Origin of the sequence: Microtetraspora fusca (assembly GCF_001570365.1) — a bacterium.
In the GTDB taxonomy this organism is placed as follows: domain Bacteria; phylum Actinomycetota; class Actinomycetes; order Streptosporangiales; family Streptosporangiaceae; genus Microtetraspora; species Microtetraspora fusca.
Genome location: NZ_BBYK01000059.1, coordinates 117,390 through 144,184, shown reverse-complemented (window position 1 = coordinate 144,184; position 26,795 = coordinate 117,390). Strand labels below are relative to the sequence as shown.

The window sequence follows — 26,795 nt, the reverse complement described above, 5'->3', positions numbered from 1 at the left end:
CCGCCCACCGCCCACCGCCCAGACGAGCGCGTCGACCAGGTTGGACGTGCCGGAGCCGTGGGACCGACCAGGAGCAGGAGACGCAGGAATGCCCCGGGACGACCTTGCGCGGAACCGGAACCGCGGGGAGGAGGTCGGTCTTCAGGGGGCGCTCCGAGTCCGGGTGGAGGAGAGAGTGCGTCCCGTTTCCCGATACGGGCAGCGATCCGACCCCAGTGAGGGCGATCTGCCCCTTCTGCGGGCGAGCAGCGATCCGACCCCGGCGGGGGCGATCTGCCTTCTACGGGCGAGGCGCCCCGCTTACCCATCGCCCCGCTTACCCATCGCCCCGCTTACCCATCGCCCCGCTTACTCATGGCCCCGCTTACCCATGTGAAGAAGGGGCGGTCCGATTCCCGGCGGCGGGGCTGAGCGTGGCATGCTGCCAGGCATGGCCACTCCAGCACCCGTGACCCTGGTCGTCGGCGACGAGGAACTCCTGGCCGACCGGGCGGTCTCATCCGTCGTGGCGGCCGTGCGCGCAGACGATCCCGGGGCCGAGGTCCACGACCTGGTCGGCGGGAAGGTCGAGACCGGAGAGCTCATCGGACTGGCCTCGCCCTCTCTCTTCGGCGAGAGATCCGTGATCGTGATCCGGTCCGCCCAGGACCTCACCAAGGACGTCATCGCCGAGGTCGTCAAGTACGCCGCCCATCCGGCGGAGGACGCGGTGCTCGTGCTGGCGCATCCGGGCGGTGTGAAGGGCAAGGCGCTCGTCGACGGCGTGAAGAAGGCCGGAGCGGACGTCGTCACCGTCTCCAAACTGACCAAGCCCGCCGAGCGGCTGGACTTCATCAAGGGGGAGATCAAGCGGGCCGGCCGGTCGATCTCGCCCGCCGCCGCGCAGGCGCTTCTCGACGCGGTCGGGAGCGATCTGCGTGAGCTCGCCGCCGCCTGCAGCCAGCTCGCCTTCGACACCGAGGGCAAGAGCATCGACGAGGCCGCGGTCGCCCGGTACCACCGAGGCAGGGCCGAGGTCAGCGGATTCACCATCGCCGACCTGGCCATCGAAGGGCGGCTCGGCGAAGCGCTCGAACAGCTCCGGTGGGCGCTGGCGACGGGGGTGGCGCCCGTGCTGATCGTCAGCGCCCTCGCGGGCGGCCTGCGGTCGCTCGCCAAGGTCGGCGGCGCCCCCCGCAACCTCCGGGGCGGCCAGCTCGCCAGCCACGTCGGGATGCCCCCATGGAAGATCGACCGGGTGAAGCGCCAGCTCAGTGGGTGGGGTCAGGACGGCATCTCCCGGGCCATGCAGGCCGTCGCCGTCGCCGACGAGCAGGTGAAGGGAGCGGGCACCGACCCGGCGTACGCCCTGGAACGGGCGGTGCAGATCATCGTCGCGAGCCGCACCGGCCGCTGATCCGAGCCCGCCCTCGACCCCGACTCGTCGCGGAGGACGGGTGGCTCAGACGGCGGTTTCCTGCAGGATGGCGCCGTCGCGCAGCTCCAGTACGCGGTCGGCGAGGGTGATCAGCTTGGGGTCGTGGGTGGCGACCAGCGCCGTCACCCCTTCGCTGCGGACCAGCGCCTGGAGCAACTGCATGATCTGGAGCGCGGTGTGCGAGTCGAGCTGCCCGGTCGGCTCGTCGGCGATGAGCAGCCGGGGCCGGTTCGCCAGCGAGCGGGCGATGGCCACCCGCTGCTGCTGCCCGCCGGACAGCTCGTACGGCCGCTGGTTCATGTGATCGCCCAGACCGACCAGGCTGAGCAGGATCCGGACCCGCTGCTCCCGCTCGGCGACCGGTGCGCGGGCCAGACGGAGCGGCACCCCGACGTTCTCGGCCGCGGACAGTACGGGGATCAGCCCGAACGACTGGAACACGAACCCCATCACGTCCCGGCGCAGCTCCAGCAGGGCGGCCTTGGGCAACTCGGTCACGGTCTGCCCGGCGACCTCGATCCGGCCCTCGTCCGGCCGGTCCAGGCCGCCGACCATGTTGAGCAGCGTCGTCTTCCCCGAGCCGGACCGGCCGCGGATGGCGACCAGCTCACCCGGGTACGCCTCGAACGACACTCCCCGCAGCGCCTCGACCCCCTTGGGGTAGACCTTGCGCACGCCTTCGACGACGACCAGCGGTCGATCGGTCATGACTGCTCGTCTCCCTGGTTGGCGGGCCACACCCCGATGTGGTCGCGTTCGAGCTCCAGCCGTACCCGGCGCTCCATGTCCAGCGCGGTCATGAAGTCACGCGGGAGCTGCAGCCGGCCGGCCCGGTCGAGCACGGCGTACTCCTCGGCGATCACGCCGCCGTCCTCGGAGGTACGGCGGAGCGTCTCGCTGGACGTCCGCCCGTCCCGGATGCCGATCGTACGGTCCACCTCGTCGGCGACCATGGGGTCGTGCGTGACGATGACGGTGGTGACGCCGAGCTCCCGGTTGGCCCGGCGCAGCGCGCCGAAGACCTCCTCGGAGGTGTCGCTGTCGAGCTCGCCGGTCGGCTCGTCGGCCAGGATCACCTCGGGCGCGTTGGCCAGCGCCACGGCGATCGCGACGCGCTGCTGCTGGCCGCCCGACATCTCGCCGGGACGCCGTCCGGCGCAGTCGGCCACGCCGAGCAGGTCGAGCAGCTCGCCCGCCCGAGCCCGGTCCGCCTTCCCGGTCGCCAGCCGCATGGGCAGCAGCACGTTCTCCTGCGCGGTGAGGTAGGGGAGCAGGTTGCGCGCCGTCTGCTGCCAGATGAACCCGACCACCGAGCGGCGGAACCGCAGCCGGTCCTTGGCGGTCATCGACAGCAGGTCCATGCCGGCGACCCGGGCCAGCCCGGCGGTCGGGACGTCCAGCCCGGACAGCACGTTGAGCAGCGTCGACTTGCCCGACCCGGACGCGCCGACGATCGCGATCAGCTCGCCCTTGTCGATCAGCAGGTCGAGTCCCTGCAGGGCGACCACCTCGACGCCCTCGGTCTTGTAGATGCGCACCAGGTTGTCGCACAGGATGTGGGCGGCCGCGCCGAACGCGGGTTTCGCCGCTCCGGCCTGTGCCTCCAGATCAGCGAGACTGTGCACGGCTGCCTCCCAGGTCAGCGAGACTTTGCACGGCTGCCTCCAAGGTAGACGCCCGCGAGGGCGACGACGGCCACCCCGCCGGCCAGCAGGGCGGGCGTGACCGGGTCGATCGGATAGTCGCCGAACGGCAGCCCGGCGTACGCGGACAGGTCGATGCCGTCCCCGAGCAGCGTGGGCAGGCCGAGCCCGAGCGCGAGCCCGGCGAGAACGGCGAGGACGAGCACCGGGCCGATTTCGAGGACCGTCATGCCCTTCGCCTGGCGGCGGGTCAGTCCGATCGCGTGCAGCAGCGTCAGCGCGCGGGCCCGCTCCGCCGCCCCGGACACCAGCATGATGGCCACCGCGGCCAGCGCGTACGCGGCGAGGGACAACGTGACGACGCGCAGCCCTGTCACCAGGCTGGAGACGAGCGGCACCGAGGTGATCTCCGCGAGCGCGTCCTCCACGGTGCGCACCACGGTGCCCGCGGGCACGGCCTTCCTGACCGCCTCGGCGTCGCCGTTGACCAGCAGTGTGTTCGTGTACTTCGGCTGGGCGGGGAGGACGATGAGCGCCAGTCCGGAGGCGTTGTCCACCCCGGGCAGCGAGGCGATCTTGCCCTTGGGCTGTACGGTCATCCGCTCGGGCCAGGTGATGTCGAAGCTCGACATCGCGGCCAGGTCGGACGACACGAGCGCCCCGCCCGCGGCTGGCCGGGGGATGTCCAGCGGGGAGCCCGCCATCAGCTTCCGGTAGGCGTCCAGGTCGACCGCCACGACGGCGGTGTCGCGGCCGGTGAACCCCACCTCGGCGTTGGTCTGGCCGACCGCCGCCGGGACGACCTGCTCCACCCCGGGAGTACGGCGGATCCGCTCGATCAGATCGGCGGGGAAGCCCTCCGACCGCTGCACCCGGATCTCAGCCCCGACCTGCTGCCACGCGGCGAGCCGCTGCGCGGTGGCGAGTCCGTCGGCGGTCACGGAGCCGTACGCGCAGATCGCGAGCGCGGGCAGCAGCGTCAGCACCGGCAGGGTCGCACCCGTCGCGGCCCGCGCCGCCATGGCCACCCCCAGGTACGGCGCGGCGTCCCGGCGGCGGGCGGCCAGGCGCAGCAGCAGCCGGAGCGGGAACGGGTAGACGCGCAGCGCCACCAGCGCGGCGGCCACGGTGAGCAGCGGTGGCACCACCATCATGAACGGGTCGTCGCCCAGGCCGCGGGTCCGCAGGAGCTGGACGCCTCCGGCCGCGAGCAGGACGATCAGGACCTCCAGCGCGATCCGCCGCGGAGACGGCCGGCGCGTCACCACGTCGTCCCTGCTCTCGGCGATCGGCTGCCGGTGGGCGCGCGCCGTCTGGACGCAGCCGTACGCGATCGCCGCGACGGCCAGCGCCACCGGACCGGCGAGCAGGATCGGCAGGGACGGCCCGGGCACCAGCAGCGAGAGCCCGGCGCCCACCAGGGCGGCGGGCGCCACGGCGAGCGCGATCGCCCCGCCGCCGACCACGGTGATCTGCCGCAGCGACCCGCCGCGCGCCCGCATCAGCGTGAGGCTGCCGTGCGCCCGGGAGCCGAGGAGCCGTACGGCGAGTGCGATCGTGCCGAAGCAGGCCACGGCGAGGCCGCCGAGCAGTACGGCCATCAGCGCGCGGGTGGTGGCGAGCCGGTCGAGGAATTCCTTGATGAGCTGGTCGAGCCCGGTGACGAGGGAGGTGCCCATGCCCTGGATGGGGAGCCCGGTGGCGACGGAGACGCTTCGCGGGCCGCCGGCCACCTCCCGTCCCGCGTCGGCCACCCCGTCGAGCACGTCCCGTGCGTTGCGGGCGGTGATCGCCGTCGGGTTCACCTGGTAGGTCCAGTTGTAGAGCCGATCCATCTTCCCCTTCGCCAGGGCGTTGCCGTCGGCCAGGGCGGTGATGAACAGGTCGGTCTCCTCGGAGAGCGGTGGGCGCCGCTTGACGACCTCCGACATCCCGGAGTGGTAGGAGTTCCAGAACGTGCCGCCGGGGGTCAGCGGCTCCCAGAGACCGGTGATCACGCCCTGGTACCCCTCGAACTCGATCGTGTCGCCGAGCTTGAGGTCGAACGCTGCGGCGGGTTCGGTCGCGAGGGCGATCTCGAACCGCTTCGGCGAGTCGCTCGGGCCGGGGGCCTTGCCCGCGACGTACCGGATCTGGGGGGCGACGTCGTTGGCCCAGGCGAGAGACACGTAACGGTGCCGCGTCGCCGAGATCTGCAGCCAGGCTGTCCTGTAGCCGAATCTCGCGGTGTGGTCCAGAACGGACCGCACGTTCGGCGGCAGCGCTGCGCGCCAGAGATCGTTCGCCTGCGTCACCTTTTCGACGCCGTCCGGCACGTCGGAGCTGTAGGTGCTCTCCAGCACGACGGTCAGCGCCGTGGTCAGCGGGGGCGAGGTCCGTAGCATGGTCGCCGCGCTCTCGTCGAGCGACGCCTCCAGTGCTCTGGGGACCCCGGCCACCAGCAGCGACGCGGTCAGCGTGAGCAGCGCGAGCAGGGCCGCCGTACCCCGGTGGGCCGCGAGCAGCCGGATCATCGGTCCTCCCCCGAACGCAGCACGCCGCCGGGCCCGCGCCGGTGCAGCGAGCGGGCCAGCCCGAATATGACCGCCAGAAGCACCGCCCCGACCCCGAGGCCGAGCGCGGCGACGCCCGGCCACGGGATGTCCAGCACCACCGGCGGCGTCACCGCCGTCGCCTGCCCGGTCAGGACGATGGACGGCACCACTGCCAGCGCGACCGCGGCCGCCAGCAGCACGCCTCCGACCAGCGACAGCCCGATGACGAACGACTGCTCGACGGCGAGCAGGCCGAGCATCTGCCGGAAGCCGACGCCGAGCGCCCCGAGCAGGGCGAACTCCGACCTGCGCTCGCGCGCGGACACGGCGGCGTTCACCAGGAAGCCCAGCACGGCGAAAGCGAGCGCGGCGACGAAGCCGAGAACCAGCGCACCCCGCAGCCCGCCCGCCAGCGGATCGTCCCTGAGCTGCCGGGTGAGGGCGGCCACCTCGGTCACGCTCGCCCCCCGCTTCGCCAGCGCCGCCGCGGCGGCCGAGGTGTCGTGGCCGGAGGCGGCCAGCCACCACTCCGTCGCCTTGGCCGGGGCCTTGGTGACGGTGCGCAGCGCGGTCAGGTCGGCGAGGACGGCCGAGGCGCCCGCGGGCGTGCCCGGCATGGCTCGTACGGTCCCCACCACGTCGATCGGGACGGGCGACGTGCCGATGACGAGGTTCCGCTCCTTGGCCAGGTCGTCGGTGACCACGACCGGCAGGGCGGGGCTGTTCGGGACGAGATGTGCGGCCAGCGTGGCGAGCGGCAGATCGGACAGATCCGGACGCAGCAGCATGACCTCCGGCAGCCGGGCCGCGTCCGCCGCGAGGAGATCGACGTCGCCGCCTCCCATGGAGGCCCGTACGCGGTGGACCGGCGTGAGCGCGGTGACACCGGGCAGCGCGGAGAAGCCGTCCGCCGTGTCCCCCTGCCCGGCGGTCACCCGCAGGTCGGCGCCGGCCAGATGCCGGGCCTGGTCGTCCTGCGACCGCCCCCAGGTGGCCGAGGTGGCCAGGGACAGCGCCCCGATCGCGACGGCCATCGTCAGCAGCAGCGCAGGCCCCGAGTAACGAGCGGGCCGCCTGCTCACCTGGCGCACCCCGACGGCGGCCGCGAAGCCGGGCCGCCGCGTCGTCGCCCGCTCAAGGAGCCGGGAGAAGAGGGGCACCAGCCGCAGGCCCAGCAGGCCGCCGCAGAGCAGCGCGAGCGCGGGGCCGGTCACGATGAGCGGGTCGATGCCCAGATCGCCGCCGGTCGTCTCGGTCACCGGCCCGCCGTAGCGCTGGAGCTGCCAGATCGCCAGCGCCGCCACCACCAGCAGCGCCAGGTCGGCTCCGGCCCGCTGGAGGATGCCCTGCCGGTCGCCGCGTCCGCGCGCCCCCTGCTCCTCGACGTACGTTCTGCGCGCCCCGCGCACCGCGGGGAGTGCGAGCAGCACCGCGCAGGCCAGCGCCACGGCGACCGAGACGGCGAAGGTCGTCGCGCCGGGGTTCCGCCACAGCGGCGTCCCGGTGCCGCCGACCAGCGCGAGCAGGGGCGGCGCCAGGTACGGCGCGGCCACCGCGCAGGGCAGCGCGACCAGCAGCGCCTCGCCGCCCGCCAGCGCGGCCAGCCGTACCGATCCCGCGCCGCGCGACCGCAGCAGCGCCACCTCCATCCGGCGGTGGTCGGACAGCAGCCGCGCCGTCAACGTCAGCGCGTACGCGGCGAGCACCAGGAGCTGCAACACCGGGATCAGCATCGTCGAGCGGGCGACCAGGGCGGCCCGGTCGAGCTGGGTGAGCATCGCGGGAAGGCCGGTGGAGACCGTGCATCCCGCGCATCCGTCCCGGAGCGTGGTCGCGATGCCGGTGACCGACGCGGCCAGGGGACGCAGATCCTCACGGGTCAGGCCGCTCAGGTCGGGCAGGGCCGTCCAGGTCGCCGAGACGCTCGTGGCGAACCGGCTGACGAAGGTCGTCGCGGGGACCACGAGCGGCCCGTACGTGGTGTAGTCGCCGACCTGGCTGCCGTTGCGGAGCAGCTCGTCGCCCGCCCACCGGTCACCGTCGGAGGCGCGCAGGCGGAAGACCCCGGTGACCTTGACCTTGACCGTGCCGCCGTCCAGCCGGCCGACGACCGCGAGCTCGCCGCCCGGGGTCACCCGCATCGCCTCGGCGGCGGGTTGGGAGAGCGCGGCCTCCACCGTCTTCGCCGTCCCGGCGGGGCTCTCGGCCGGCCACGCGCCCGCGACCAGATCAGCGCGCTCCCGCAGGTCGTCGTACGTGGCGAACCGGGTCAGGTCGGGCCGCTCGCGCCCCTCCTGGCCCGGCATCGCGTACGAGTCGGAGCGTGCGCCGCTCACCACGCGGTGGGGGACCGCGGCGTACCCGCGCGTGATGCCGTCGCGGACCGTCCGGTCGATGCGGGCGTGGTCGTCGGCCTTCACCGAGGACGTGACGGTGGTGGACGTGAGGGTGAGCGGCGCCGTCTCGACCGCCTGCCGCACGCCCAGGTCGGTCACCGAGGCGGCGTACGTCATGAGGGCGACCAGCGTGGTCGTGGCGAGCAGGATCGAGCCGAACGCCGCCGCCAACAGGAGCGGTTCGCTCAGTGCGCGCCGGAATACCAGCGGTGTCCGCCCCCTCATGTACCGTCCTCTGGCTCGGCGGAGAACCTCTCGGTCGCCTCACCTTAGGGCGACCGGCGAAGCGCCAGAAAGATCGGTGATGGAGTCGATGCGGGGCGGCGATCCCGATGTGATATCGAAATCGTGACATTTCCCGACTAGGTCGTGCGCAATTCTCTGCTATACGCCTGGCGCGACCGGAAACCGCGGTAACGCGGGAGAACGCGCGAAAGCGGGGAGCGGTCGGCTTTCCGGTTTTACCGGTCGGGAGACGCGCCGGCACGCGGAAACGCGCGGGCGAGCCGAGGGATGCGAGAACGCGGCGAAATCGCCGAAACGCCGCACCCCCAGGGAGGGGATGCGGCGTAACACATCCGCGTGCCCGCGACGAAGCGGGCGACGGAGTGGGCTACTTGGCGGCCTGCAGGGCGGCGGCGCGCTTGGCGATCGCCGACTTGCGGTTGGCGGCCTGGTTCTTGTGGATGACGCCCTTGCTGACGGCCTTGTCGAGCTGACGGCTCGCGGAGCGCAGGGCGGCCAGGGTCGCCTCGACGTCGCCCTGGTCAGCGGTCTCGCGGAACTTGCGGACCGCCGTCTTCAGGGAGGACTTGACAGCCTTGTTACGCAGCCGGGCCTTCTCGTTCTGCCGGTTGCGCTTGATCTGGGACTTGATGTTCGCCACGAAGAAAGCCTCGGTGTGAGTCTTGGTCGGATGGGGCGCGCGGGCTCGAGAGAGGGCGCGCCACACGCAGTTGAACAGGATACCAACAGCCTGTGATATCGCTCAAATCGAGCGAACGTGTGGGCACCTGCGCCGCAATCCTAACCCGGACCGGCGCCGTCAGGTGTGCGGCCTGACCCAGGACGCGTCGTATTCTCGCCAGTCCTCCTCCGTGGACGCGAAGTCGACGTACATCGCCAGGCCCACCTTCTCGCGGGGGCCGTGGTCGGTCAGGGCCAGCCGGGTGCCCTCCGCCGCCGTCGCCACGCTCTCCGCGTAGTCGCCCACATGGTCGTGGTACGCCGGGGCGCCGATGAGCAGGGTCTTGTCCTCGGGCACGAGGTCCAGCGCGATGTCGGCCTGCCGTACGACGTGGCCACCGTAGAGCGAGGGGAGGAAGGTCCAGGAGTCGTACGTCATGATCGCGACCTGGTCGGTGAGATCGGTCACCCGGCGGAAGTAGTCGCGGCTCCAGTACTTCTCGTGGCCGATCGCCAGGCGGGCGGGGAGCGCGGCGCCGGGCAGCGGCTCGAGCTGCTGGGTGGCGACCGACAGCGGGCGCGAGCCGATGACTTCGCGGGTGGCGCGGAGCACGTCGAGGAAGTCCGGGTCGCCGTCGGGCACCGGTTCGAAGTCGTAGTGGATGCCGTCGTAGCCGAGATCGACGAGCGCCTTGGCTCCGGCCACGACCCGCTTCCTCGTCGCCGGATCGCTCAGATCGAGGAACCCGGGGTCGAGGCGCTGCCCCAGCCAGGCGGACACCCGCACCCCCGGGTGCCGCTCCTTCCACCACTTCAAGAAATTTCTGGCGTTGGGGTATTTGTCGGTAGATAGCGTGCCGTCGTAGGAGAACGGACCGCTGTGGACGTACACGTCCTTGACGGAGCCCAGCCGTACGGCCAGGGCGTCGACGTCGGCGGCGGTGCGGCGGCCGTCCACCCACGCGTGTCCCATCCAGACGGCGTCGTTGCCCGTGCTCCGGGCCCAGGCGGCCGGAGAGCCGGTGAACTGCAGGCGTAACGCCGCCGCGGCGATCAGCCCGGCGCCGAGCAGGACGGCCAGGACGATCGCGGTCCACCTGATCACCCGCTTGGTGATGGTCAAGGCAAGCATCCGGACATGCCACCATGGAGGTTGGCTGGTTCGCCAGTCGATGACGGGAGACAGGGCCGATCCGGAGACGGTGTGGCCCGATCCGTCGCTCGCAGTCACAAACCCTGTTGAAACGGACCCCGGTGCGCACTCAGCCTGGCCAGACCGACCCCGCGTTGATCCGCAACTTCTGCATCATCGCGCATATCGACCATGGCAAGTCCACTCTCGCCGACCGGATGCTGCAACTCACCGGTGTGGTCGACGACCGCTCCATGCGCGCGCAGTACCTCGACCGCATGGACATCGAGCGAGAGCGCGGCATCACGATCAAGTCGCAGGCCGTGCGGCTTCCGTGGAACGGCCACGTGCTCAACATGATCGACACGCCCGGCCACGTGGACTTCTCGTACGAGGTGTCCCGGTCGCTGGAGGCGTGCGAGGGCGCGATCCTGCTCGTCGACGCGGCCCAGGGCATCGAGGCCCAGACGCTGGCCAACCTCTACCTGGCCATGAACGCCGACCTGCACATCATCCCGGTCCTCAACAAGATCGACCTGCCCGCCGCCCAGCCGGACAAGTACGCCGAGGAGCTGGCCGGTCTCATCGGCTGTGAGCCGTCCGACGTGCTGCGCGTGTCCGGCAAGACCGGCATCGGCGTCGCGGAACTGCTCGACCACGTCGTCGAGACCATCCCCGCGCCCGTCGGCAACGCCGACGCGCCCGCCCGCGCGCTGATCTTCGACTCGGTCTACGACACCTACCGCGGCGTCGTCACGTACGTACGAGTCGTGGACGGCCAGCTCTCCAAGCGCGAGCGGTTGCTCATGATGTCCACCGGCGCCCAGCACGAGCTCCTGGAGATCGGCGTCATCTCGCCCGAGCCCATGCCGTCCGCCGGACTGGGCGTCGGCGAGGTGGGCTACCTCATCACCGGCGTGAAGGACGTCCGCCAGTCGCGCGTCGGCGACACCGTCACCAGCGCGTCCAGGTCGGCCGGCGACGCGCTCGGCGGCTACGAGCACCCCAAGCCCATGGTCTACTCCGGGCTCTATCCGATCGACGGCGACGACTACCCCGAGCTGCGCGAGGCCCTCGACAAGCTGCGCCTCAACGACGCCGCCCTGGTCTACGAGCCCGAGACGTCGGCCGCGCTCGGGTTCGGCTTCCGCTGCGGCTTCCTCGGGCTGCTCCACATGGAGATCGTGCGCGAGCGGCTGGAGCGCGAGTTCAACCTGTCGCTCATCTCCACCGCGCCCAACGTGATCTACCGGGTGGTCATGGAGGACGGCCGTGAGCTGACCGTCACCAACCCGTCCGAGTTCCCCGAAGGCAAGATCGCCGAGATCCACGAGCCGGTGGTCAAGGCCACGCTGCTCGCGCCCTCCGAGTTCATCGGCGCCATCATGGAGCTCTGCCAGGGACGGCGCGGCAACCTCCAGGGCATGGACTACCTGTCGGAGGACCGGGTCGAGATCCGCTACACGCTGCCGCTCGGCGAGATCATCTTCGACTTCTTCGACCAGCTCAAGTCGAAGACGCGCGGCTACGCCTCGCTCGACTACGAGCCCTTGGGCGAGCAGTCCGCCGACCTCGTCAAGGTCGACATCCTCCTGCAGGGCGAGGCCGTCGACGCCTTCAGCGCGATCGTCCACCGCGAGAAGGCCTACTCGTACGGCGTCGAGATGGCCAAGAAGCTCAAGGACCTCATCCCGCGGCAGCAGTTCGAGGTGCCCATCCAGGCCGCCATCGGCGCCCGCGTCATCGCCCGCGAGAACATCCGCGCCATACGCAAGGACGTCCTCGCCAAGTGCTACGGCGGCGACATCAGCCGTAAGCGCAAGCTGCTGGAGAAGCAGAAGGAAGGCAAGAAGCGGATGAAGATGGTCGGCCGCGTCGAGGTGCCGCAGGAGGCGTTCGTGGCCGCCCTCTCGACCGAGACACCGTCGGCGGACAAGCCGAAGAAGTGACGCGGCGCGCGCGGGCCGGTGGCCCGCGCGCCCGGCCATCGTGGTGTTGTGGCGGGTCCTTCGGGAACGGATCTCGCGGGCGGATCGGCGGTGGACAGGGGAGCCCGCGTGGTCGTCCTGCGAACCGAGCGCCTGGGGTTGCGGCGTCCGGTGATCGGCGACATCGCCGAGGTGTGCGCCGTTCACGCCGATCCCGAGACCAGTCGTCACCGCCCCTCAGGCCCCGACGCCGACGAGCGGGCGAGCCGGGTCCGCCTGCAGGGGTGGATAGCGGACTGGCGCGAGCGGGGCATCGGCTACTGGGCCGTCCGAGCGAGAACCCCGCAAGAGGCCGCGGAGACCCCTGCCGCCCGCGCCGGAGAATCCGGGACGCCCGCGCGAGCCCGTGCCACGGCGGCGCGCCGGACAACCGAGGACGCGAGGGGGATCGGAGAACACCTCGGGAACCGGGACCGGATGCTGTCAGGACGGGGCGAGGAGGCGGCCCCGGGAGCCGGGGGAGAGGTGCTCGGCTTCGGCGGGCTCCGCTTCCACGAGCTGGACGGCGAGGAGGTGCTCAACCTCTACTACCGCTTCCGCCCCTCCGCCTGGGGGCGCGGGTACGCCCCGGAGATGGCCGCGGCGGCCCTCGCCGTCGGCCGGGAGCGCTTTCCCGGCGTGCCGATCGTGGCGATCATCCGCGACTCCAACCTCTCCTCGCTCAAGGTGGCCGAGCGCATCGGCATGCGGCACGACCGCACGATCACGTACGTCGGGATGAACAGCCACGTCTTCCTGCTCGGATCTTCCTGATCCACGCCGGCCCCTCGGCTCCCGGTCCTTAAGAGGCGTTCGGCGTGCTGGAGCCGGGTGGTTCGAGGGCGTGGGAGGCGCGGCCTCGGTGTCGGTGAGGTAAGCGGAACCTGGCGATGCCGATCACCGTGATTCGGCGGAAAATGTCGGTCCCCTGGCATACCTTCGGATCGAACGCCTGTGCGATTCGGAGGTCGGAAATGATCGCAGATGCTCACGCCGCCGAGCGGTTCATGCGCGCCGCGATGTTCGGCGTGGCCATGGCCGTGGAGGCGCAGCGGATTCTTCGGCTCCACGCCGGGGACTCCCCGCCCGATCAGGACGGCACCGTCGGGATCGAGATCCCGTTCCCGGACTCGACCGTGATCACGGCCGTGCTCGACGCGGCCGCCACGTGCTTCCGGCCGCCAGACGATCCGGGAGAAGATCCCCGGCAGGCCGTTCTCGCTCCGCTGCTCGAACTGGCGGCCCTCGCGAAACCCCTCGTCCCGCCCCGGCCCCTCGTGCCCGAGCGGCTGTGAGAGCCGCCCGCCGCGCACCGGGTCGCCCGGGGAGGCCCTTCTCGGGCGCGGCACGCGGCGAGCGGAGCGGGGAGAGCTCGCGCCGATTCCCTGAGGTGGTGCGTCACGGCATCGGATCGACGCCGGGGAGAGGCGGCGGCCAGTGTGAACCCAGGCACACCGGCCGCCGCGGCGCGGGGGCGGTCAGCGCAGCACGGAATAGAGTGCCGAGGTCAGGGACGCCTTGGCGTCGTCCTGATCCAGTGACCACATCATCGAGCCGCCGAGGCCCTTGAGGCGGATGTAGGCCGCCTTCTCCAGGAGGACCGCGGGGTCGTCGTACGACCAGAACTCGTTGCCGTCATAGAGCCACAGGGTGCCGGTCAGCAGGTCGCGGTACCGCTTGCCCGGCTTGGCCGCGAGGATCTTGTAGTCCTCGGTGCCGTCACCGAAGGTGCCGTGAGCGGGACCGGTCGCCGGAGCGTAGAGCCCGCTGCCGCTGGAGCGCACGCCCGTCCACCCCTGCCCGTACGCCGGGACGCCCACGACGATCTTGTTCTTGGGCGCGCCGCGCGACACGTAGTCCCGGACGGTCTGGTCGACGCTGTACCGCACCGGGTTCGGGTCCTTCCGGTCGGTCAGCAGGTTGCCGTTGTGGCCGGTCCGCAGCTCCCAGGAGCCATGCAGGTCGTACCCCTGGACCGTGGCGAAGTCGAGCAGGCGGAAGACCGGCGCCACCTCGAACCCCGCGTCGATCTTCGCCGTCGCCGCAGGGAGGAAGGCGGTCAGCTCGGAGTCCCGGTTGGCGGCCGTCATCTGCCGCCGGAGTTCGGCCAGGAACAGCGTGAAGTTCTGCTTGTCCTCGGGCCGGATGACGTTTCCGTCGTTCCCGGCGGAGCCGGGCCACTCCCAGTCGAGGTCGATGCCGTCGAAGACGCCGGCCGCCGCGCCCTGGGGGAGGTCCGGCAGGTTGCCCTTCAGCCACAGGTCCACGCAGGACGCGGCGAGCTTCGCGCGCGACTGCGGGGTGAGCACCGCGTCGGAGAAATACTTGGACCCGGACCATCCTCCGAGCGAGATCAGCACCTTGAGGTTCGGGTGCTTGGCCTTGAGCTTCCTGAGCTGGTTGAGGTTCCCCTTGAGCGCCTGGTCGTCGCCGTCCGCGACCCCGTCCACGCTCTGCTCGGCGGGGACGCCGCGCTGCCAGTCGGCCCACGGGTCGGCCGAGTAGCACGTGCCCTCCGCGCCGACGAAGCCGAAGGCGTAGTTGACATGGGTCAGTTTGGCGGCGGCGCCGCTGGTCTCCAGGTCCTTGACCTGGAAGTTCCGCCCGTAGACGCCCCATTGGATGAAGTAGCCGACGCGCTTGTAACGGTCGTGCCCGCCCGTCCGGCCTCGTGCCGCCTCGGCCTGCGCGTCGCCGGCCGCGGAGACGTCCGCCGTGGAGACGGCCGGTGCCGCCGGGTCGTCCTGTGCTGTTCGGGCCTGCGCCGCCAGCGCGGGCGAGGAGGCGGCGGTCGCCGCGATCCCCGTGGCCAGGGCCACGGCGAGAAGGAGTCGACGCACGTTGCTCCCTACTCTTAGTAAACTTTCCTTAAAGTTTGCTGGATCGTAGCCCCGGGGGACGTGGCGGTCAATGCTCCCCACCGCCGGGAACCGGAGACCTTCGCCGTGGACGCCGCGTCCGGGAGCGAGGCGCCCAGGCGGGCGACCGCGGCGGCGGAGAGGACCGGGAAACCGAGTGGAGGGTCGGCCAGAGGGGAGGAGGGGCGAGGGCACCGGATGGGAACCGGCAGACTGGAGGCGTGCCTTCCGTTCTTCCCGACGGGGATCCGATCCCGGCCTCCGGTGAGCTGCCCTCCAGCGCTCTCGACGGCCTCGGCTCCCGCCCGTTCGGCTTCTACATCCACGTGCCGTTCTGCCTCACCCGGTGCGGGTACTGCGACTTCAACACGTACACGGCCGCCGAGCTCGGGCCCGGCGCCTCCCAGCGGGACTACGCCTCGACGGCGATCGAGGAGGTGCGGCTCGCCCGGCGCGTCCTCGGCGACGCCGAGCTGCCCGTGGAAACCGTGTTCTTCGGCGGAGGCACGCCTACCCTGCTCCCACCCGAGGACCTCGTCCGCATCCTCCACGCGGTGGACGAGGAGTTCGGGCTGGCTCCGGGGGCCGAGGTCACCACGGAGGCCAACCCCGAGTCCGTCACCCAGCGGTCCCTGGAGGTCCTGCGCGAGGGCGGGTTCACCCGGATGAGCTTCGGCATGCAGAGCGCCCGCGAGCACGTGCTCACCGTGCTCGACCGCCGCCACACGCCGGGCCGGGCCGGCGCGGCCGTACAGGAGGCCCGGAAGGCGGGGTTCGACCACGTCAACCTGGACCTGATCTACTCGACGCCCGGCGAGACCGACGAGGACTGGCGGGCCTCGCTCGACGCCGCGCTGGCCGCCGGTCCCGACCATGTCTCGGCGTACTCGCTGATCGTCGAGGACGGCACCCGGCTGGCGGCGCGGATCCGGCGCGGCGAGCTGCCGATGCCGGACGACGACGTGGCCGCGGACCGCTATCTCATCGCCGAGGAGATGCTCACCTCGGCCGGGTTCCGCTGGTACGAGGTCTCCAACTGGGCGGTCTCGGACGAGGCGCGCTGCCGCCACAACCTCCTGTACTGGACGGGCGGCGACTGGTGGGGCGTCGGACCGGGCGCGCACAGCCACGTCGGGGGCACCCGGTGGTGGAACGTCAAGCACCCCGCGCCGTACGCGCATCGGCTGGCGGCGGGGGAGTCGCCCGGCTACGCCCGTGAGGTGCTGACGGAGGACGATCAGGCGGTCGAGCGGCTGATGCTGGAGCTCCGGCTCGTGACCGGGTTCCCGCTCGCCGACGTGCGGCCGTCCGCGCGTACGGCTTGCGCCAAGGCGTTGGCCGACGGCCTGCTCGAGGTCGAGTCGTTCAAGCGCGGCCGTGTCGTGCTGACGTTGCGCGGCCGGCTCCTCGCCGACGCCCTGATCCGCGACCTGGCCTGATCGGGGAGCCCCCGCGCGTGATCAGGTGACGAGGCGGATCGTCATCGGATAGCGGTAGTTCTCCCCGCGGTTGGCCGCCATCGTGCCCATGATCCCCACGACGAGCGTGTACACCCAGATGACCGGGAGCAGCAGGTACCCGAGGACCCCGATCAGGACCACGGACAGCACGGTCGAGACCACCGTCACGGTGATGAACGCGATCGTGGCGGTGATCCAGAAGTTCAGCGCCTCGGCCGCCTGGTCCCGGACGTACGGCGACTGGTCCTTCCGCGTCATGTAGATCACCAGCGAGCCGACCGCGCCGAGCGGCCAGGCGATGAGGTTCCCCAGCCCGGAGAGGTGGGCGAGCATCGCCATGTTGGTGTCGTCGGTGCCCGGCCGGGGACCGTACTGCCCCGGCACATACGGCCCGGCGGCGCGGTAGCCGTACCCCGGGGCGCCGTACCCGTGATGGCCGGGCACGTCGTACCCGGACGTGTACCCCGGGCCACCGGGAGCGCCGTAGGGCATCCCCTGGCCCGGCCCGTATCCCGGAGCGCCGTAACCGGGAGTGCCGTAACCGGGGGCGTCGTAACCGGGGGCGTCGTATCCGGGGGCGTCGTAACCGGGAGCGCCATAGCCGGGGTTCTCGTAATCGGTGGAGCCGTGGCCGGGGACGCCCTGAGGCGGGGTCTCGGGTCCCGGCCCGCCGGCGCTCCCAGATGGAGTGTCCGATCCCGGTCCGCCGGCGCCCGAAGGTGGGGTCTGCGGTCCCGGCCCGCCGGCGCCCTGGCCAGGAGTCGCATGTCCAGGCGTGCCCGGAGCGCCCTGGCCGGGCGTCGCACGTCCGGACTCGCCCTGACCGGAGCGTTCGTGCCCGATCTCGCCTCCGTACGGCCCCTGCGGATCGCCGGTCATGCCGCCCTCCCTTTGCGTTGTCCTTACTCGACACTAACGGCCGCGGCCCGGGTCGGGCGGTCCTCGCTCCCGTCGCCGGACCCACGCTGTGGGCGGCCTTGCCGCGCGCTGCGCTCGACGAGGCCGACGGGGGTCCTCGATGTCGCGCCACACCCTCCGGTCGTCCGGACGCGCTCCAAGTACGGGTCAGTCGCCCGGTTCGGTGACGAAGTCGATCAGCTCTTCGACCCGGCCGAGCAACTCCGGCTCCAGGTCCGTGTACGCCGTCACGCGGCCGAGGATGTGCCGCCACGCGTCCGAGGGCTCCATCCGCCAGCCGAGCGCGGCGATCACGCCCTCCTTCCACGGGACGCCGCGCGGCACCTCGGGCCAGGCCGGGACGCCGAGGACGGACGGCTTGACCGCCTGCCAGATGTCCACATACGGATGGCCCACGACCAGCACGTCCGCGCCGGCCACCTGCGCGGCGATGCGGCTCTCCTTCGATCCGGGGACGAGGTGGTCGACCAGCACGCCGAGCCTGCGGCCGGGGCCGGGCGCGAACTCCGCCACGATCGCGGGCAGGTCGTCGACGCCTTCGAGGAACTCGACGACCACGCCCTCCACCCGCAGGTCGTGGCCCCAGATCTTCTCCACCAGGGACGCGTCGTGGACGCCCTCCACGTAGATCCGGCTCTCCCGGGCCACCCGCGCCCGCAGGCCCTCGACGGCGATCGACCCGGAGGCGCTGCGCCGCGGCCCGTCCGGCGCCTCGGACGGCCGTACCAGCGTCACCGGCCGCCCCTCCAGGAGGAACGCGGCGGGCGCGAGCGGGAAGACCCGGCGCCGGCCGAACCGGTCCTCCAGGGTGACGGCCTCCTTGTCGCAGGCCACCACGGCGCCGCAGAAACGGCCCTCGGCGTCCTCCACCACGAGATCCCGCTCCGCGGGCACCTCGGGGATCTTCCCTCTGCCGGGCCGTCGCCAGTCTCCGGAAAGCACGTCCTGCCCATACATGGCGGGAACGCTAGCAAAATCGGGCATCCGCGGGCCGGAGTCCGGCGCGCTGCCTCCTTCCCACGGGCACCTGAGCACAACCGCGGGGCGGTCAGCGCATCGCCCTTTTACGGGCGCCCGCGCGCCGGACCAGCACGACGATGGTGACGACGATCGCGATCAGGAAGCCCACCGAGGGGAGGGCGATCATCGCGACCGCGCCGCCGACCACCTTGCCCACGCTGCCGATGATCTCCTTGCCGACGCCGAACCTGACGCCCTCGCCCGTGCAGGAGACCTGGTAGTCGCCCGCGGTCGGGGCGCCGATCTGGAAGACCATCTCCCAGGTGGTGCCGTCGTACGTGATGCTCTGGGCGGCGCTCGGCCGGGTGAGGCGGATGTCCAGGCCCGGCGCGCCCTCGACCGTGCAGCTCACGTCCGCCGCCTGCTCCGCCGCGGCGTAGATCGCGGGCCTGTCCTTCGGGTCGAGCCGCACGCTCACCGACTCGCCCGCGCTGAACGTCGTGAGCGAGGCGGCGTCCTTGACGGCGGAGCCCAGCCCGCGGGCGAAACCGGCCACGCCCAGGATCAGCAGCACGACGAAGATCACCCAGGCGATGACGATCCACAGGATCCGCGGCCGCACCGGGCCCGGCGACGGTGGCGGGCCGTACCCGCCCGGCGCGTACGGCCCCTCCTGTGGAGGGCCGTACGGCCCTCCGGTGCCGGCGGCGCCCAGTGGCGGCATGGCCTGCGCGTACGGCGGTGACGGCGCGTGGGCGTCACCGGGGAAGGGGGTCTGGTTGTCGGTCATGACCGGGACCCTAGAAAGGACAACTTGTGAGGCGATTGCGGGCGGCTTGTGTAATCGGCCCGATTGGTGTTATCGCACCCCGTGGGCGGTAGCCGTACACTTGGCACTCGGGAACACGGAGTGCCAGACAGCGTGTTTCCCGATGCACAGGGAGGTGACACTTTGCTCGACGAACGCAAGCTGGCCGTGCTCCGCGCCATCGTCGAGGACTACGTGTCCACCAATGAGCCGGTCGGCTCCAAGGCTCTCACCGACAGGCACAACCTCGGTGTCTCGCCGGCCACGATCCGCAACGACATGGCGGCGCTGGAGGAGCAGGGATACATCCACCAGCCGCACACCAGCGCGGGACGGGTGCCGACGGACAAGGGATACCGCCTGTTCGTCGACCGCCTCTCGCAGATCAAGCCGCTGTCCGCGGCGGAACGCCGGGCGATCGAGACCTTCCTCGCCGGCGCCGTGGACCTGGACGAGATCGTCATGCGGACGGTTCGGCTGCTCGCCCAGCTCACGCGGCAGGTCGCCGTCGTGCAGTACCCCTCACTGACCCGCTCGACGGTCCGGCACGTGGAGATCGTGCCGGTGGCGGAGCGGCGGGTCATGCTGGTGCTGATCACGAACACCGGCCGGGTCGAGCAGCGGGTGATCGAGGTGCCCGAGGCCGTGGCGGACGACCGGATCGCCCACCTGCGCGCCGTGCTGAACTCCTGCCTGGACGGCTGCGGCCTGTCCGACGTGCCGGAGACGGTGGCGGAGCTCCCCGACAGGCTGCCGATCGAGGATCGGCCGGTGGCGGCGACCATCCTGTCGGTGCTGCTCGAGACCCTGGTCGAGCGGCACGAAGAGAAGATTGTTTTCGCCGGCGCCGCGAACCTCGCGGCCGCCGACTTCAGCGTCGGCCTGCGCGAGGTGCTTGAGGCGCTGGAGGAGCAGGTCGTGCTGATGCGGCTGCTCGGCGAGACCGGCGACCTGCCGGGGCTGACCGTGAGGATCGGCTCCGAGAACCCGTACACCGGGCTTCGCGGCACCTCGATCGTGGCCGCGGGGTACGGTTCGGGCGACAAGGAACTGGCCCGGCTCGGAGTGCTGGGCCCGACGCGAATGGACTATCCGGTGACCATGGGTGCGGTGCGCGCGGTGGCGCGCTACGTCGGCCAGATCCTGGCGGGGTCGTAAGTGGCCAAGGACTATTACGCGACCCTCGGGGTCCGGCGGGACGCCAGCCAGGAAGAGATCAAGAAGGCCTATCGCCGCCTTGCCCGCGAGCTGCACCCGGACGTCAATCCTGACCCGGAGACGCAGGAGCGGTTCAAGGACATCACGCAGGCCTACGAGGTCCTGTCCGACACCAACAAGCGCCAGATGTACGACCTCGGAGCCGATCCGTTCAGCTCCGGCGCGGGTGCCGGGGCCGGCGGGTTCGGCGCAGGGTTCCCGTTCAGCGACATCATGGACGCTTTCTTCGGCAGCGCCGGAGGCGCCCGCGGGCCGCGTTCCCGGGCCAGGCGCGGCCGCAACGCGACGATCCGGGTCGAGCTCGACCTGGCGGAGACCGCGTTCGGCACCACCCGCGAGATCGTGGTCGACACCGCGGTGCTGTGCGACGTGTGCCACGGCTCCGGCGCCGCCGCGGGCACCCACCCCGACACGTGCGACATGTGCCACGGCCGGGGCGAGGTGTCGCAGGTCACCCGCTCGTTCCTCGGCCAGGTGATGACCTCGCGGCCGTGTCCGCAGTGCGGCGGCTACGGCAGCGTCATCCGCAACCCCTGCCTGGAGTGCTCGGGCGAGGGCCGGGTCCGAACCCGCCGTACGATCAAGGTCCGCATCCCGGCGGGCGTCGAGGACGGCACGCACATCCAGCTCGCCGGCGAGGGCGAGGTCGGCCCCGGCGGCGGCCCGCCCGGCGACCTCTTCCTGGAGATCGCCGAGCGTGCACACGCGATCTTCGAGCGGCGCGGCGACGACCTGCACTGCACGGTCCAGATCCCGATGTCCGCCGCCGCCCTGGGCACCTCCCTCACGATCGAGACCCTGGACGGTGCCGAGGAGATCGACGTGCGTCCCGGCACCCAGGCCGGCCAGGTGATCCCCCTGTACGGCAGAGGCGTCCAGCGGCTCAACGAGACCGGCCGGGGCGACCTGCTGATCCATGTCAACGTCGAGACGCCCACCAAGCTCGACGCGCAGCAGGAGGAGCTGCTGCGTGAGCTGGCCAAGCTGCGCGGCGAGGAGCGGTCGCCGGGGAAGTTCTCCCCGGGCCAGCAGGGGTTCTTCTCCCGGCTGAGGGACGCGTTCAACGGCCGCTGAGGCCGGGCCCGCGCGACTGGTGACGTCATGAGCGTTCCCGTGTTCCTCGCCGATCTGTCGGCGGCCGCGTCCGGTCAGGGCGACCGCGTCCTGCTGGACGGCCCCGAGGGGCGGCACGCCGCCGCCGTACGCAGGCTCCGCCCGGGAGAGCGGATCGACCTGACGGACGGCGCCGGCCAGGTCGCCGAGTGCGTGGTCCGCGACGTGGCCAAGGACTCGCTCACCGCCGAGGTGCTCCGGCGGTACGAGGTGGAGGCGGCCCGCCCGCGCCTGGTCGTGGTCCAGGGCTTGCCCAAGGGCGACAGGGGTGAGCTCGCGGTCGAGATGATGACCGAGGCGGGCGTGGACGTGATCGTCCCGTGGGCCGCGTCCCGCTGCGTCACGCAGTGGAAGGGCGAGCGGGCCGGCAAGGCGCTCGCCCGCTGGCGCAGCACCGCGCGCGAGGCGGGCAAGCAGGCCCGCCGCTTCCACCTGCCCGAGGTGACTGAGCAGGCGACGACCGCACAGGTCGCCGACCTGCTCACCGGGGCCGCGCTCGGCGTCGTGCTGCACGAGGAGGCCGCCCGGCCGCTGAGCGGCCTCGCTCTGCCCGACGACGGCGACGTCGTCGTGATCGTGGGCCCCGAGGGCGGCATCACCGACGAGGAGATCGCCGCCTTCAGGGCGGCGGGGGCCGTACCCACCCTGCTGGGCCCGACGGTGCTGCGCACCTCGACGGCGGGGGTGGCCGCCGCTGCCGTGCTGCTGTCACGCAGCGGCCGCTGGTGACCCCCGCGCCAGGCCGCTACGCCGAGGGCGACTCGGCGACCGGCTCCGGGGTGACCATGTCGCTGTCCGACGGGCTCGCGGTCGGCGAGGGCGACGGCTTCGGCGTGGGCGTCTCGCAATGCCTGCCGGAGCACCCGGCTGGCGTACGGCTCGGCGTGGGACCGGCGGACGGCCCGACCGGCGGCGTCGGCGTCTCCGCCGTGGGGCACGCCGGGGAGCCGGAGGGGTTCGGCTCGACGACCTGGCCCGTCGTCTCCGGACTCGCGCACGGGTCGCTCGGGGACGGCGACGGCCTGGCCGCGGCCGGAGCGCTGGTACGCGGTGTCGCCACGGCCGTGGCCGAGGGCTCGTCGCTCCGCGTCGGTGGGCCGGTGACGGGAGGCGGCTCGTTGTTGACCCTCGGAGGGCGCTGCACCGACGAGGTGTCGGGGAGCCGCGAGTCGTCCCCGGTGTTGGAGACCGTGCTGTGGATCACCTGGGTGCGCAGGTCGGGGACGAGCATCACGACGGTGCCCGCCACCAGCGCCGCCCCGGCGACCGAGGCGCCGATGCGCCACCAGAACAGGCCGCGCAGGCCGCGGGTGCCCCGCTCATCGATGCGGCGCCGGATGATGTCGAGCCCTTCGGGCGACGGAACGACCGAGTCCGCCTCCGCCCGCATGGCACGGCGCAGGATCTCGCCGTACTCGTCGTCGGTGGGGAAGGTCATGAGAACTGCTCCAGTGCCATCCGTAGGGCGGCCATGCCGCGGGCCGTGTGACTCTTCACCGCGCCCTTGCTGATGCCCATCGCGTGCGCGATCTCAGCCTCGGACAGGTCACCGTAGTAGCGCAGGACAAGTGCCTCGCGCTGCCGGGTGGGCAGGTGGCGCAGAGCCTCGATGACCGCGGATCGCTCGAGCTCGCCGATCGCGCCGTTCTCGGCGCTCGGCGCGTCGGGGAGCCCCTTTGGAGCGTACTTCTCCACGACGGCGCGGTGGCGCAGCACTGAGCGAGATCGGTTGACGACCGATTGGCGCAGGTAGGCGAGTGCCTTGTCGGTGTCGCGCAGCCGCCGCCAGGCCCCGTGGATGGCGACGAACGCGTCCTGCACGACTTCCTCGGCGCTGGCCACATCGCGGACCAGCAGCACGGCGAGACGCACGAGTGACCGATAGTGCGCGCTGTAGAGCGCGGTCACGGCCATGTCGGCGTCCCATCCGACGGGCACCGCCCCCAGCGACCTGTCGGCCACGAGGGTCTCGGTGGTCACGTCAGTAGGACGCTCGTCCTCCCCGGGGGGTTTACGCTCTTCCGAATCATTAGAGGGCATGACCCAGTTGTGTCCTCGCCCGACACTAGGGGTGTTTTTGTCGGTGCAGTGTCGCACATTCACACTATCTGGGGGATCTTTCAACGACATCACTGATTGGCAACGGCTACGCTTCTCGGTCGTGACCGACTGCCTGTTCTGCAAAATCGTCGCCAGGGAAATTCCCGCCGACATCGTCCTGGAGACCGAGCGGGCGCTGGCGTTCCGCGATGTCAACCCCCAAGCGCCCACACACGTCCTGGTCGTCCCCAAGTCGCATCATGCGAATGCCGCGGCGCTCGCCCAGGCGGACGACGGCCTCGCCGACGACGTTCTCAAAGCATGCCACGACGTGGCCCTTCAGGAGGGCGTCTCCGAGAGCGGATATCGCGTCGTTTTCAATACCGGCGTGGGCGCAGGGCAGACCGTGTTCCACGTTCACGCGCATGTGCTGGGTGGCCGTGGCCTGACGTGGCCTCCCGGCTAACGGATAGCATGACCGTAGGAACTAGGGAGGCGAGCAGGCCGTAACGGCCACCCATGTCCGAGTCACAGACCACGAACCAGACCCAGGCCAAGGTCCTCATCCCCGAGGGACAGCCGATGATCAGCCTGCTCGGCTCGCAGGACGAGCTGCTGCGGGTCATCGAGAAGGCCTTCCGCGCCGACATCCACGTGCGCGGCAACGAGATCACGATCACCGGTTCGCCCGAGGAGAGCGGCTTCGTCGTGCGGCTCTTCGAGGAACTGGTGGAGCTGGTCGGCTCGGGCGCCGAGCTGACCGTCGACTCCGTCGAGCGCAGCATCGCGATGCTGAAGATGACCAGCGACCGCCCCGCCGAGGTGCTGTCCCTGGACATCCTCTCCGCGCGCGGCCGGACGATCCGCCCCAAGACGGTCAACCAGAAGCGGTACGTCGACGCGATCGACAAGCACACGATCGTGTTCGGCATCGGGCCGGCCGGCACCGGCAAGACGTACCTCGCCATGGCCAAGGCCGTGAAGGCCCTGCAGAACAAGCACGTCAACCGCATCATCCTGACCCGGCCCGCGGTCGAGGCGGGGGAGCGGCTGGGCTTCCTGCCGGGCACCCTGTACGAGAAGATCGACCCCTATCTGCGGCCGCTCTACGACGCGCTGCACGACATGCTCGACCCCGACTCGATCCCGCGGCTGATGGCGGCGGGCACGATCGAGGTCGCGCCCCTGGCGTACATGCGCGGGCGCACGCTGAACGACGCGTTCATCATCCTGGACGAGGCGCAGAACACCTCGCCCGAGCAGATGAAGATGTTCCTGACCCGGCTGGGGTTCAACTCCAAGATCGTCGTCACCGGTGACGTGACGCAGATCGACCTCCCTGGTGGGCAGGACAGCGGCCTCAAGGTCGTCCAGGACATCCTCCACGGCATCGACGACATCCACTTCAGCCGGCTGACCAGTGCCGACGTGGTCCGTCACCGCCTGGTGAGCGACATCGTCGACGCGTACGGCAAGTACGACGCGGCGATGGCCTCGGATCCGAAGACGATGGACAAGCGTCCCCGGGGGAGACGGTGAGCGAGAGAACGGAACGGCGCGGCCCGCGCCCCCTGTCCGGGCCGCGGAGCGAGGAGAACCGGTGAGTGTCGAGGTCGCCAACGAGTCGGGCGTCGAGGTCGACGAGGCGGTGTTCGCGGAGCTGGCCGGTCACGTCCTGGGCAAGATGGGGATCAACCCCCTGGCCGAGCTGTCCATCCTGATCGTCGACGAGCCGGCCATGGCCGAGCTGCACGAGCAGTGGATGGGCGAGCCCGGCCCCACGGACGTGCTCGCCTTCCCGATGGACGAGCTGCGCCCGGGGCAGGGCGGCGGCCGGGACGAGGACGCGTCCCCGGACCCGGCGCTCCTCGGCGACGTGGTGCTCTGCCCCCAGGTGGCCGCCCGGCAGGCGTCCGAGGCCGGGCACGGCACGCAGGACGAGCTGGAGCTCCTCTGCACGCACGGCATCCTGCACCTGCTCGGCTACGACCACGCCGAGCCCGAGGAACACGCCGAGATGTTCGGGCTCCAGGGCGAGCTGCTCGAGTCGTGGCGGGAGTCGCGCGGGAAGCGGTGAGCGACCGATGAACGGCTGGTTGATCTCGGCCGTCGTCCTGATCGTGGTCGGCGGCCTGATCGCGAGCGCGGAGACGGCGCTGTCGCGCATCTCCCGCGTACGCGCCGAGGAGTTCGTCAAGGAGGGCCGGCGCGGCGCCTTGCGGCTGCAGGCGATCGTCAAGGACCCGCCGCGCTACCTCAACCTGCTGCTCCTGCTGCGGTTGATCTGTGAGCTGGGCGCGACGGTGATCGCGACGCTGCTGTTCATCGACTGGCTCGGCGACCGCGGCCAGGCGTACGCCGCCGCGGCGGTCGTGATGGTCCTGGTCAGCTATGTGATCGTCGGGGTGTCGCCGCGCACGCTGGGCCGGCAGCACGCCGAACGGGTGGCGCTCGCCGGCGCGCCCATCGTGTACGGGCTGACCCGGATCTTCGGCCCGCTGCCCAAGCTGCTGATCCTGCTGGGCAACGCGCTGACGCCGGGCAAGGGCTTCCGCGAGGGGCCGTTCACCTCCGAGGCCGAGCTGCGTGACCTGGTGGACCTCGCCGAGGAGCGCCGGGTTATCGAGCCGGACGAGCGCGAGATGATCCACTCGGTCTTCGAGCTGGGCGACACGCTGGTGCGCGAGGTCATGGTCCCCCGTACGGACATGGTCATCATCGAGCGGCACAAGACGCTGGGCCAGGCGCTCTCGCTGGCCCTGCGCAGCGGCTTCTCCCGCATCCCGGTGACCGGCGAGAACGAGGACGACGTCGTCGGCATCGCCTACATGAAGGACATCGTGCGCCGGATGCAGGAGACCGGCGACGGCGCCGCCCGGGTCCAGGAGCTGATGCGTCCCGCGACGTTCGTGCCGGACAGCAAGCCGATCGACGACCTGCTGCGCGAGATGCAGGCGCGGCAGATCCACCTCGCCATCGTGATCGACGAGTACGGCGGCACCGCCGGCCTCGTGACGATCGAGGACGTGATCGAGGAGATCGTCGGCGAGATCACCGACGAGTACGACCAGGAGATCCCGCCGGTCGAGTGGCTGGACGACGGGTCGGTGCGGGTGACGGCGCGGCTGCCGGTCGACGAGCTGGGCGAGCTCTTCGACGTCGAGATCGACGTGGACGACGTGGACACGGTCGGCGGGCTGCTCGCGCACGCCCTCGGCCGGGTGCCGATAGCGGGTTCCGAGGCCACCGTCGATGGGCTGCGGCTGATCGCGGAGAGCCTCGCGGGCCGCCGCAACCGGATCAGCACCGTGGTGGTGCGCCGGGTCGAGCCGGTCGAGGGTGACGCCGTGAGCGCCCGCGTCGAACAGGACTGATGTCCCGGCTTCTCGGGACTCCGGAGCCTGCCGCCCGGGACTGCGTGATCT

Annotated in this window: 24 protein-coding genes; 12 read left to right on the top strand and 12 right to left on the bottom strand. The window is 71.5% G+C overall.

The window, feature by feature from the left end:
* Positions 1 to 430 precede the first annotated feature (430 nt).
* Positions 431 to 1,396, top strand: a complete 966-nt coding sequence (holA, locus tag AWQ68_RS27865) for a DNA polymerase III subunit delta (protein WP_066945534.1) — start codon at positions 431 to 433, stop codon at positions 1,394 to 1,396.
* 45 nt (positions 1,397 to 1,441) lie between these two features.
* Here the strand turns inward: holA and AWQ68_RS27860 are convergent, their stop codons facing one another.
* The 6 genes from AWQ68_RS27860 to AWQ68_RS27835 all read right to left on the bottom strand — a co-directional run bounded on the left by AWQ68_RS27860 (position 1,442) and on the right by AWQ68_RS27835 (position 10,028).
* Positions 1,442 to 2,125, bottom strand: a complete 684-nt coding sequence (locus AWQ68_RS27860) for an ABC transporter ATP-binding protein (protein WP_066945489.1) — start codon at positions 2,123 to 2,125, stop codon at positions 1,442 to 1,444.
* Complete coding sequence (locus AWQ68_RS27855; protein WP_084464468.1) at positions 2,122 to 3,042, bottom strand: ABC transporter ATP-binding protein; 921 nt, start codon at positions 3,040 to 3,042, stop codon at positions 2,122 to 2,124. Before AWQ68_RS27855 ends, AWQ68_RS27860 begins: the two co-directional genes overlap by 4 nt.
* Positions 3,043 to 3,056: 14 nt before the next feature.
* Entirely contained in the window at positions 3,057 to 5,573 is a 2,517-nt protein-coding gene (locus AWQ68_RS27850; RefSeq protein ID WP_066945483.1) for an FtsX-like permease family protein, read from the bottom strand.
* Complete coding sequence (locus tag AWQ68_RS27845) at positions 5,570 to 8,215, bottom strand: FtsX-like permease family protein (RefSeq protein ID WP_157545804.1); 2,646 nt, start codon at positions 8,213 to 8,215, stop codon at positions 5,570 to 5,572. The genes AWQ68_RS27850 and AWQ68_RS27845 overlap by 4 nt, the downstream gene beginning before the upstream one ends.
* A gap of 388 nt (positions 8,216 to 8,603) precedes the next feature.
* The gene (gene rpsT / locus AWQ68_RS27840) at positions 8,604 to 8,876 is read right to left on the bottom strand and encodes a 30S ribosomal protein S20 (protein ID WP_066945477.1); all 273 of its coding nucleotides are present in this window, start codon (positions 8,874 to 8,876) and stop codon (positions 8,604 to 8,606) included.
* A gap of 159 nt (positions 8,877 to 9,035) precedes the next feature.
* Complete coding sequence (locus AWQ68_RS27835; protein ID WP_066945474.1) at positions 9,036 to 10,028, bottom strand: glycoside hydrolase family 18 protein; 993 nt, start codon at positions 10,026 to 10,028, stop codon at positions 9,036 to 9,038.
* Positions 10,029 to 10,150: 122 nt separating this feature from the next.
* Between AWQ68_RS27835 and lepA the strand changes: the two genes are divergently transcribed.
* From lepA to AWQ68_RS27820, 3 genes are all read left to right on the top strand, one after another.
* Entirely contained in the window at positions 10,151 to 11,977 is a 1,827-nt protein-coding gene (lepA, locus tag AWQ68_RS27830; RefSeq protein ID WP_084464467.1) for a translation elongation factor 4, read from the top strand.
* Between the two features lie 108 nt (positions 11,978 to 12,085).
* On the top strand, positions 12,086 to 12,769 hold the full coding sequence (locus AWQ68_RS27825) for a GNAT family N-acetyltransferase (protein ID WP_066945468.1): 684 nt from the start codon (positions 12,086 to 12,088) through the stop codon (positions 12,767 to 12,769).
* A gap of 200 nt (positions 12,770 to 12,969) precedes the next feature.
* The gene (locus AWQ68_RS27820; protein WP_157545802.1) at positions 12,970 to 13,290 is read left to right on the top strand and encodes a hypothetical protein; all 321 of its coding nucleotides are present in this window, start codon (positions 12,970 to 12,972) and stop codon (positions 13,288 to 13,290) included.
* 183 nt (positions 13,291 to 13,473) lie between these two features.
* Here AWQ68_RS27820 and AWQ68_RS27815 read toward each other — a convergent pair whose 3' ends face one another.
* The gene (locus AWQ68_RS27815) at positions 13,474 to 14,835 is read right to left on the bottom strand and encodes a glycoside hydrolase family 18 protein (RefSeq protein ID WP_245656139.1); all 1,362 of its coding nucleotides are present in this window, start codon (positions 14,833 to 14,835) and stop codon (positions 13,474 to 13,476) included.
* Between the two features lie 239 nt (positions 14,836 to 15,074).
* Here AWQ68_RS27815 and hemW point away from each other — a divergent pair, with 239 nt between their 5' ends.
* Positions 15,075 to 16,292 carry a radical SAM family heme chaperone HemW gene (gene hemW / locus AWQ68_RS27810; RefSeq protein WP_066945462.1) on the top strand — a complete coding sequence of 406 codons (1,218 nt, stop codon included), beginning with the start codon at positions 15,075 to 15,077 and terminating at the stop codon, positions 16,290 to 16,292.
* Between the two features lie 21 nt (positions 16,293 to 16,313).
* Here the strand turns inward: hemW and AWQ68_RS42815 are convergent, their stop codons facing one another.
* The 3 genes from AWQ68_RS42815 to AWQ68_RS27795 form a co-directional block, all read right to left on the bottom strand.
* The gene (locus tag AWQ68_RS42815) at positions 16,314 to 17,192 is read right to left on the bottom strand and encodes a DUF4870 domain-containing protein (protein WP_157545800.1); all 879 of its coding nucleotides are present in this window, start codon (positions 17,190 to 17,192) and stop codon (positions 16,314 to 16,316) included.
* Between the two features lie 186 nt (positions 17,193 to 17,378).
* Positions 17,379 to 18,188, bottom strand: a complete 810-nt coding sequence (locus AWQ68_RS27800) for a DUF3097 domain-containing protein (RefSeq protein WP_174554154.1) — start codon at positions 18,186 to 18,188, stop codon at positions 17,379 to 17,381.
* Between the two features lie 91 nt (positions 18,189 to 18,279).
* Positions 18,280 to 18,981 (bottom strand): hypothetical protein, encoded by a 702-nt coding sequence (locus AWQ68_RS27795; RefSeq protein ID WP_066945459.1) that lies wholly within the window; start codon positions 18,979 to 18,981, stop codon positions 18,280 to 18,282.
* Between the two features lie 162 nt (positions 18,982 to 19,143).
* Here AWQ68_RS27795 and hrcA point away from each other — a divergent pair, with 162 nt between their 5' ends.
* The 3 genes from hrcA to AWQ68_RS27780 are packed head-to-tail and all read left to right on the top strand — an operon-like array spanning position 19,144 to position 22,059.
* Positions 19,144 to 20,157 (top strand): heat-inducible transcriptional repressor HrcA, encoded by a 1,014-nt coding sequence (gene hrcA / locus AWQ68_RS27790; protein WP_066945457.1) that lies wholly within the window; start codon positions 19,144 to 19,146, stop codon positions 20,155 to 20,157.
* Positions 20,158 to 21,291: a molecular chaperone DnaJ gene (gene dnaJ / locus AWQ68_RS27785; protein WP_066945454.1), complete on the top strand. Its 1,134-nt coding sequence runs from the start codon at positions 20,158 to 20,160 to the stop codon at positions 21,289 to 21,291.
* A gap of 27 nt (positions 21,292 to 21,318) precedes the next feature.
* Complete coding sequence (locus tag AWQ68_RS27780) at positions 21,319 to 22,059, top strand: 16S rRNA (uracil(1498)-N(3))-methyltransferase (protein WP_066945451.1); 741 nt, start codon at positions 21,319 to 21,321, stop codon at positions 22,057 to 22,059.
* Positions 22,060 to 22,075: 16 nt separating this feature from the next.
* On the opposite strand, the gene AWQ68_RS27775 is transcribed toward AWQ68_RS27780, so the two are convergent.
* Together AWQ68_RS27775 and AWQ68_RS27770 are read right to left on the bottom strand one after the other, a co-directional pair.
* Positions 22,076 to 22,768: a RodZ family helix-turn-helix domain-containing protein gene (locus AWQ68_RS27775; protein WP_066945448.1), complete on the bottom strand. Its 693-nt coding sequence runs from the start codon at positions 22,766 to 22,768 to the stop codon at positions 22,076 to 22,078.
* Positions 22,765 to 23,244: a SigE family RNA polymerase sigma factor gene (locus AWQ68_RS27770; protein WP_061257740.1), complete on the bottom strand. Its 480-nt coding sequence runs from the start codon at positions 23,242 to 23,244 to the stop codon at positions 22,765 to 22,767. Before AWQ68_RS27770 ends, AWQ68_RS27775 begins: the two co-directional genes overlap by 4 nt.
* Positions 23,245 to 23,491: 247 nt before the next feature.
* Here AWQ68_RS27770 and AWQ68_RS27765 point away from each other — a divergent pair, with 247 nt between their 5' ends.
* The 4 genes from AWQ68_RS27765 (at position 23,492) to AWQ68_RS27750 (ending at position 26,744) form a co-directional block, all read left to right on the top strand.
* Positions 23,492 to 23,836 carry a histidine triad nucleotide-binding protein gene (locus tag AWQ68_RS27765; RefSeq protein ID WP_066945447.1) on the top strand — a complete coding sequence of 115 codons (345 nt, stop codon included), beginning with the start codon at positions 23,492 to 23,494 and terminating at the stop codon, positions 23,834 to 23,836.
* A 53-nt stretch (positions 23,837 to 23,889) separates the two neighbouring features.
* Positions 23,890 to 24,909, top strand: coding sequence for a PhoH family protein (locus AWQ68_RS27760; RefSeq protein ID WP_066945444.1), 1,020 nt, complete (start codon positions 23,890 to 23,892; stop codon positions 24,907 to 24,909).
* A 61-nt stretch (positions 24,910 to 24,970) separates the two neighbouring features.
* Positions 24,971 to 25,447: an rRNA maturation RNase YbeY gene (gene ybeY / locus AWQ68_RS27755; protein ID WP_066945440.1), complete on the top strand. Its 477-nt coding sequence runs from the start codon at positions 24,971 to 24,973 to the stop codon at positions 25,445 to 25,447.
* Between the two features lie 7 nt (positions 25,448 to 25,454).
* Positions 25,455 to 26,744, top strand: a complete 1,290-nt coding sequence (locus tag AWQ68_RS27750; protein WP_066945438.1) for a hemolysin family protein — start codon at positions 25,455 to 25,457, stop codon at positions 26,742 to 26,744.
* Positions 26,745 to 26,795: the final 51 nt, after the last annotated feature.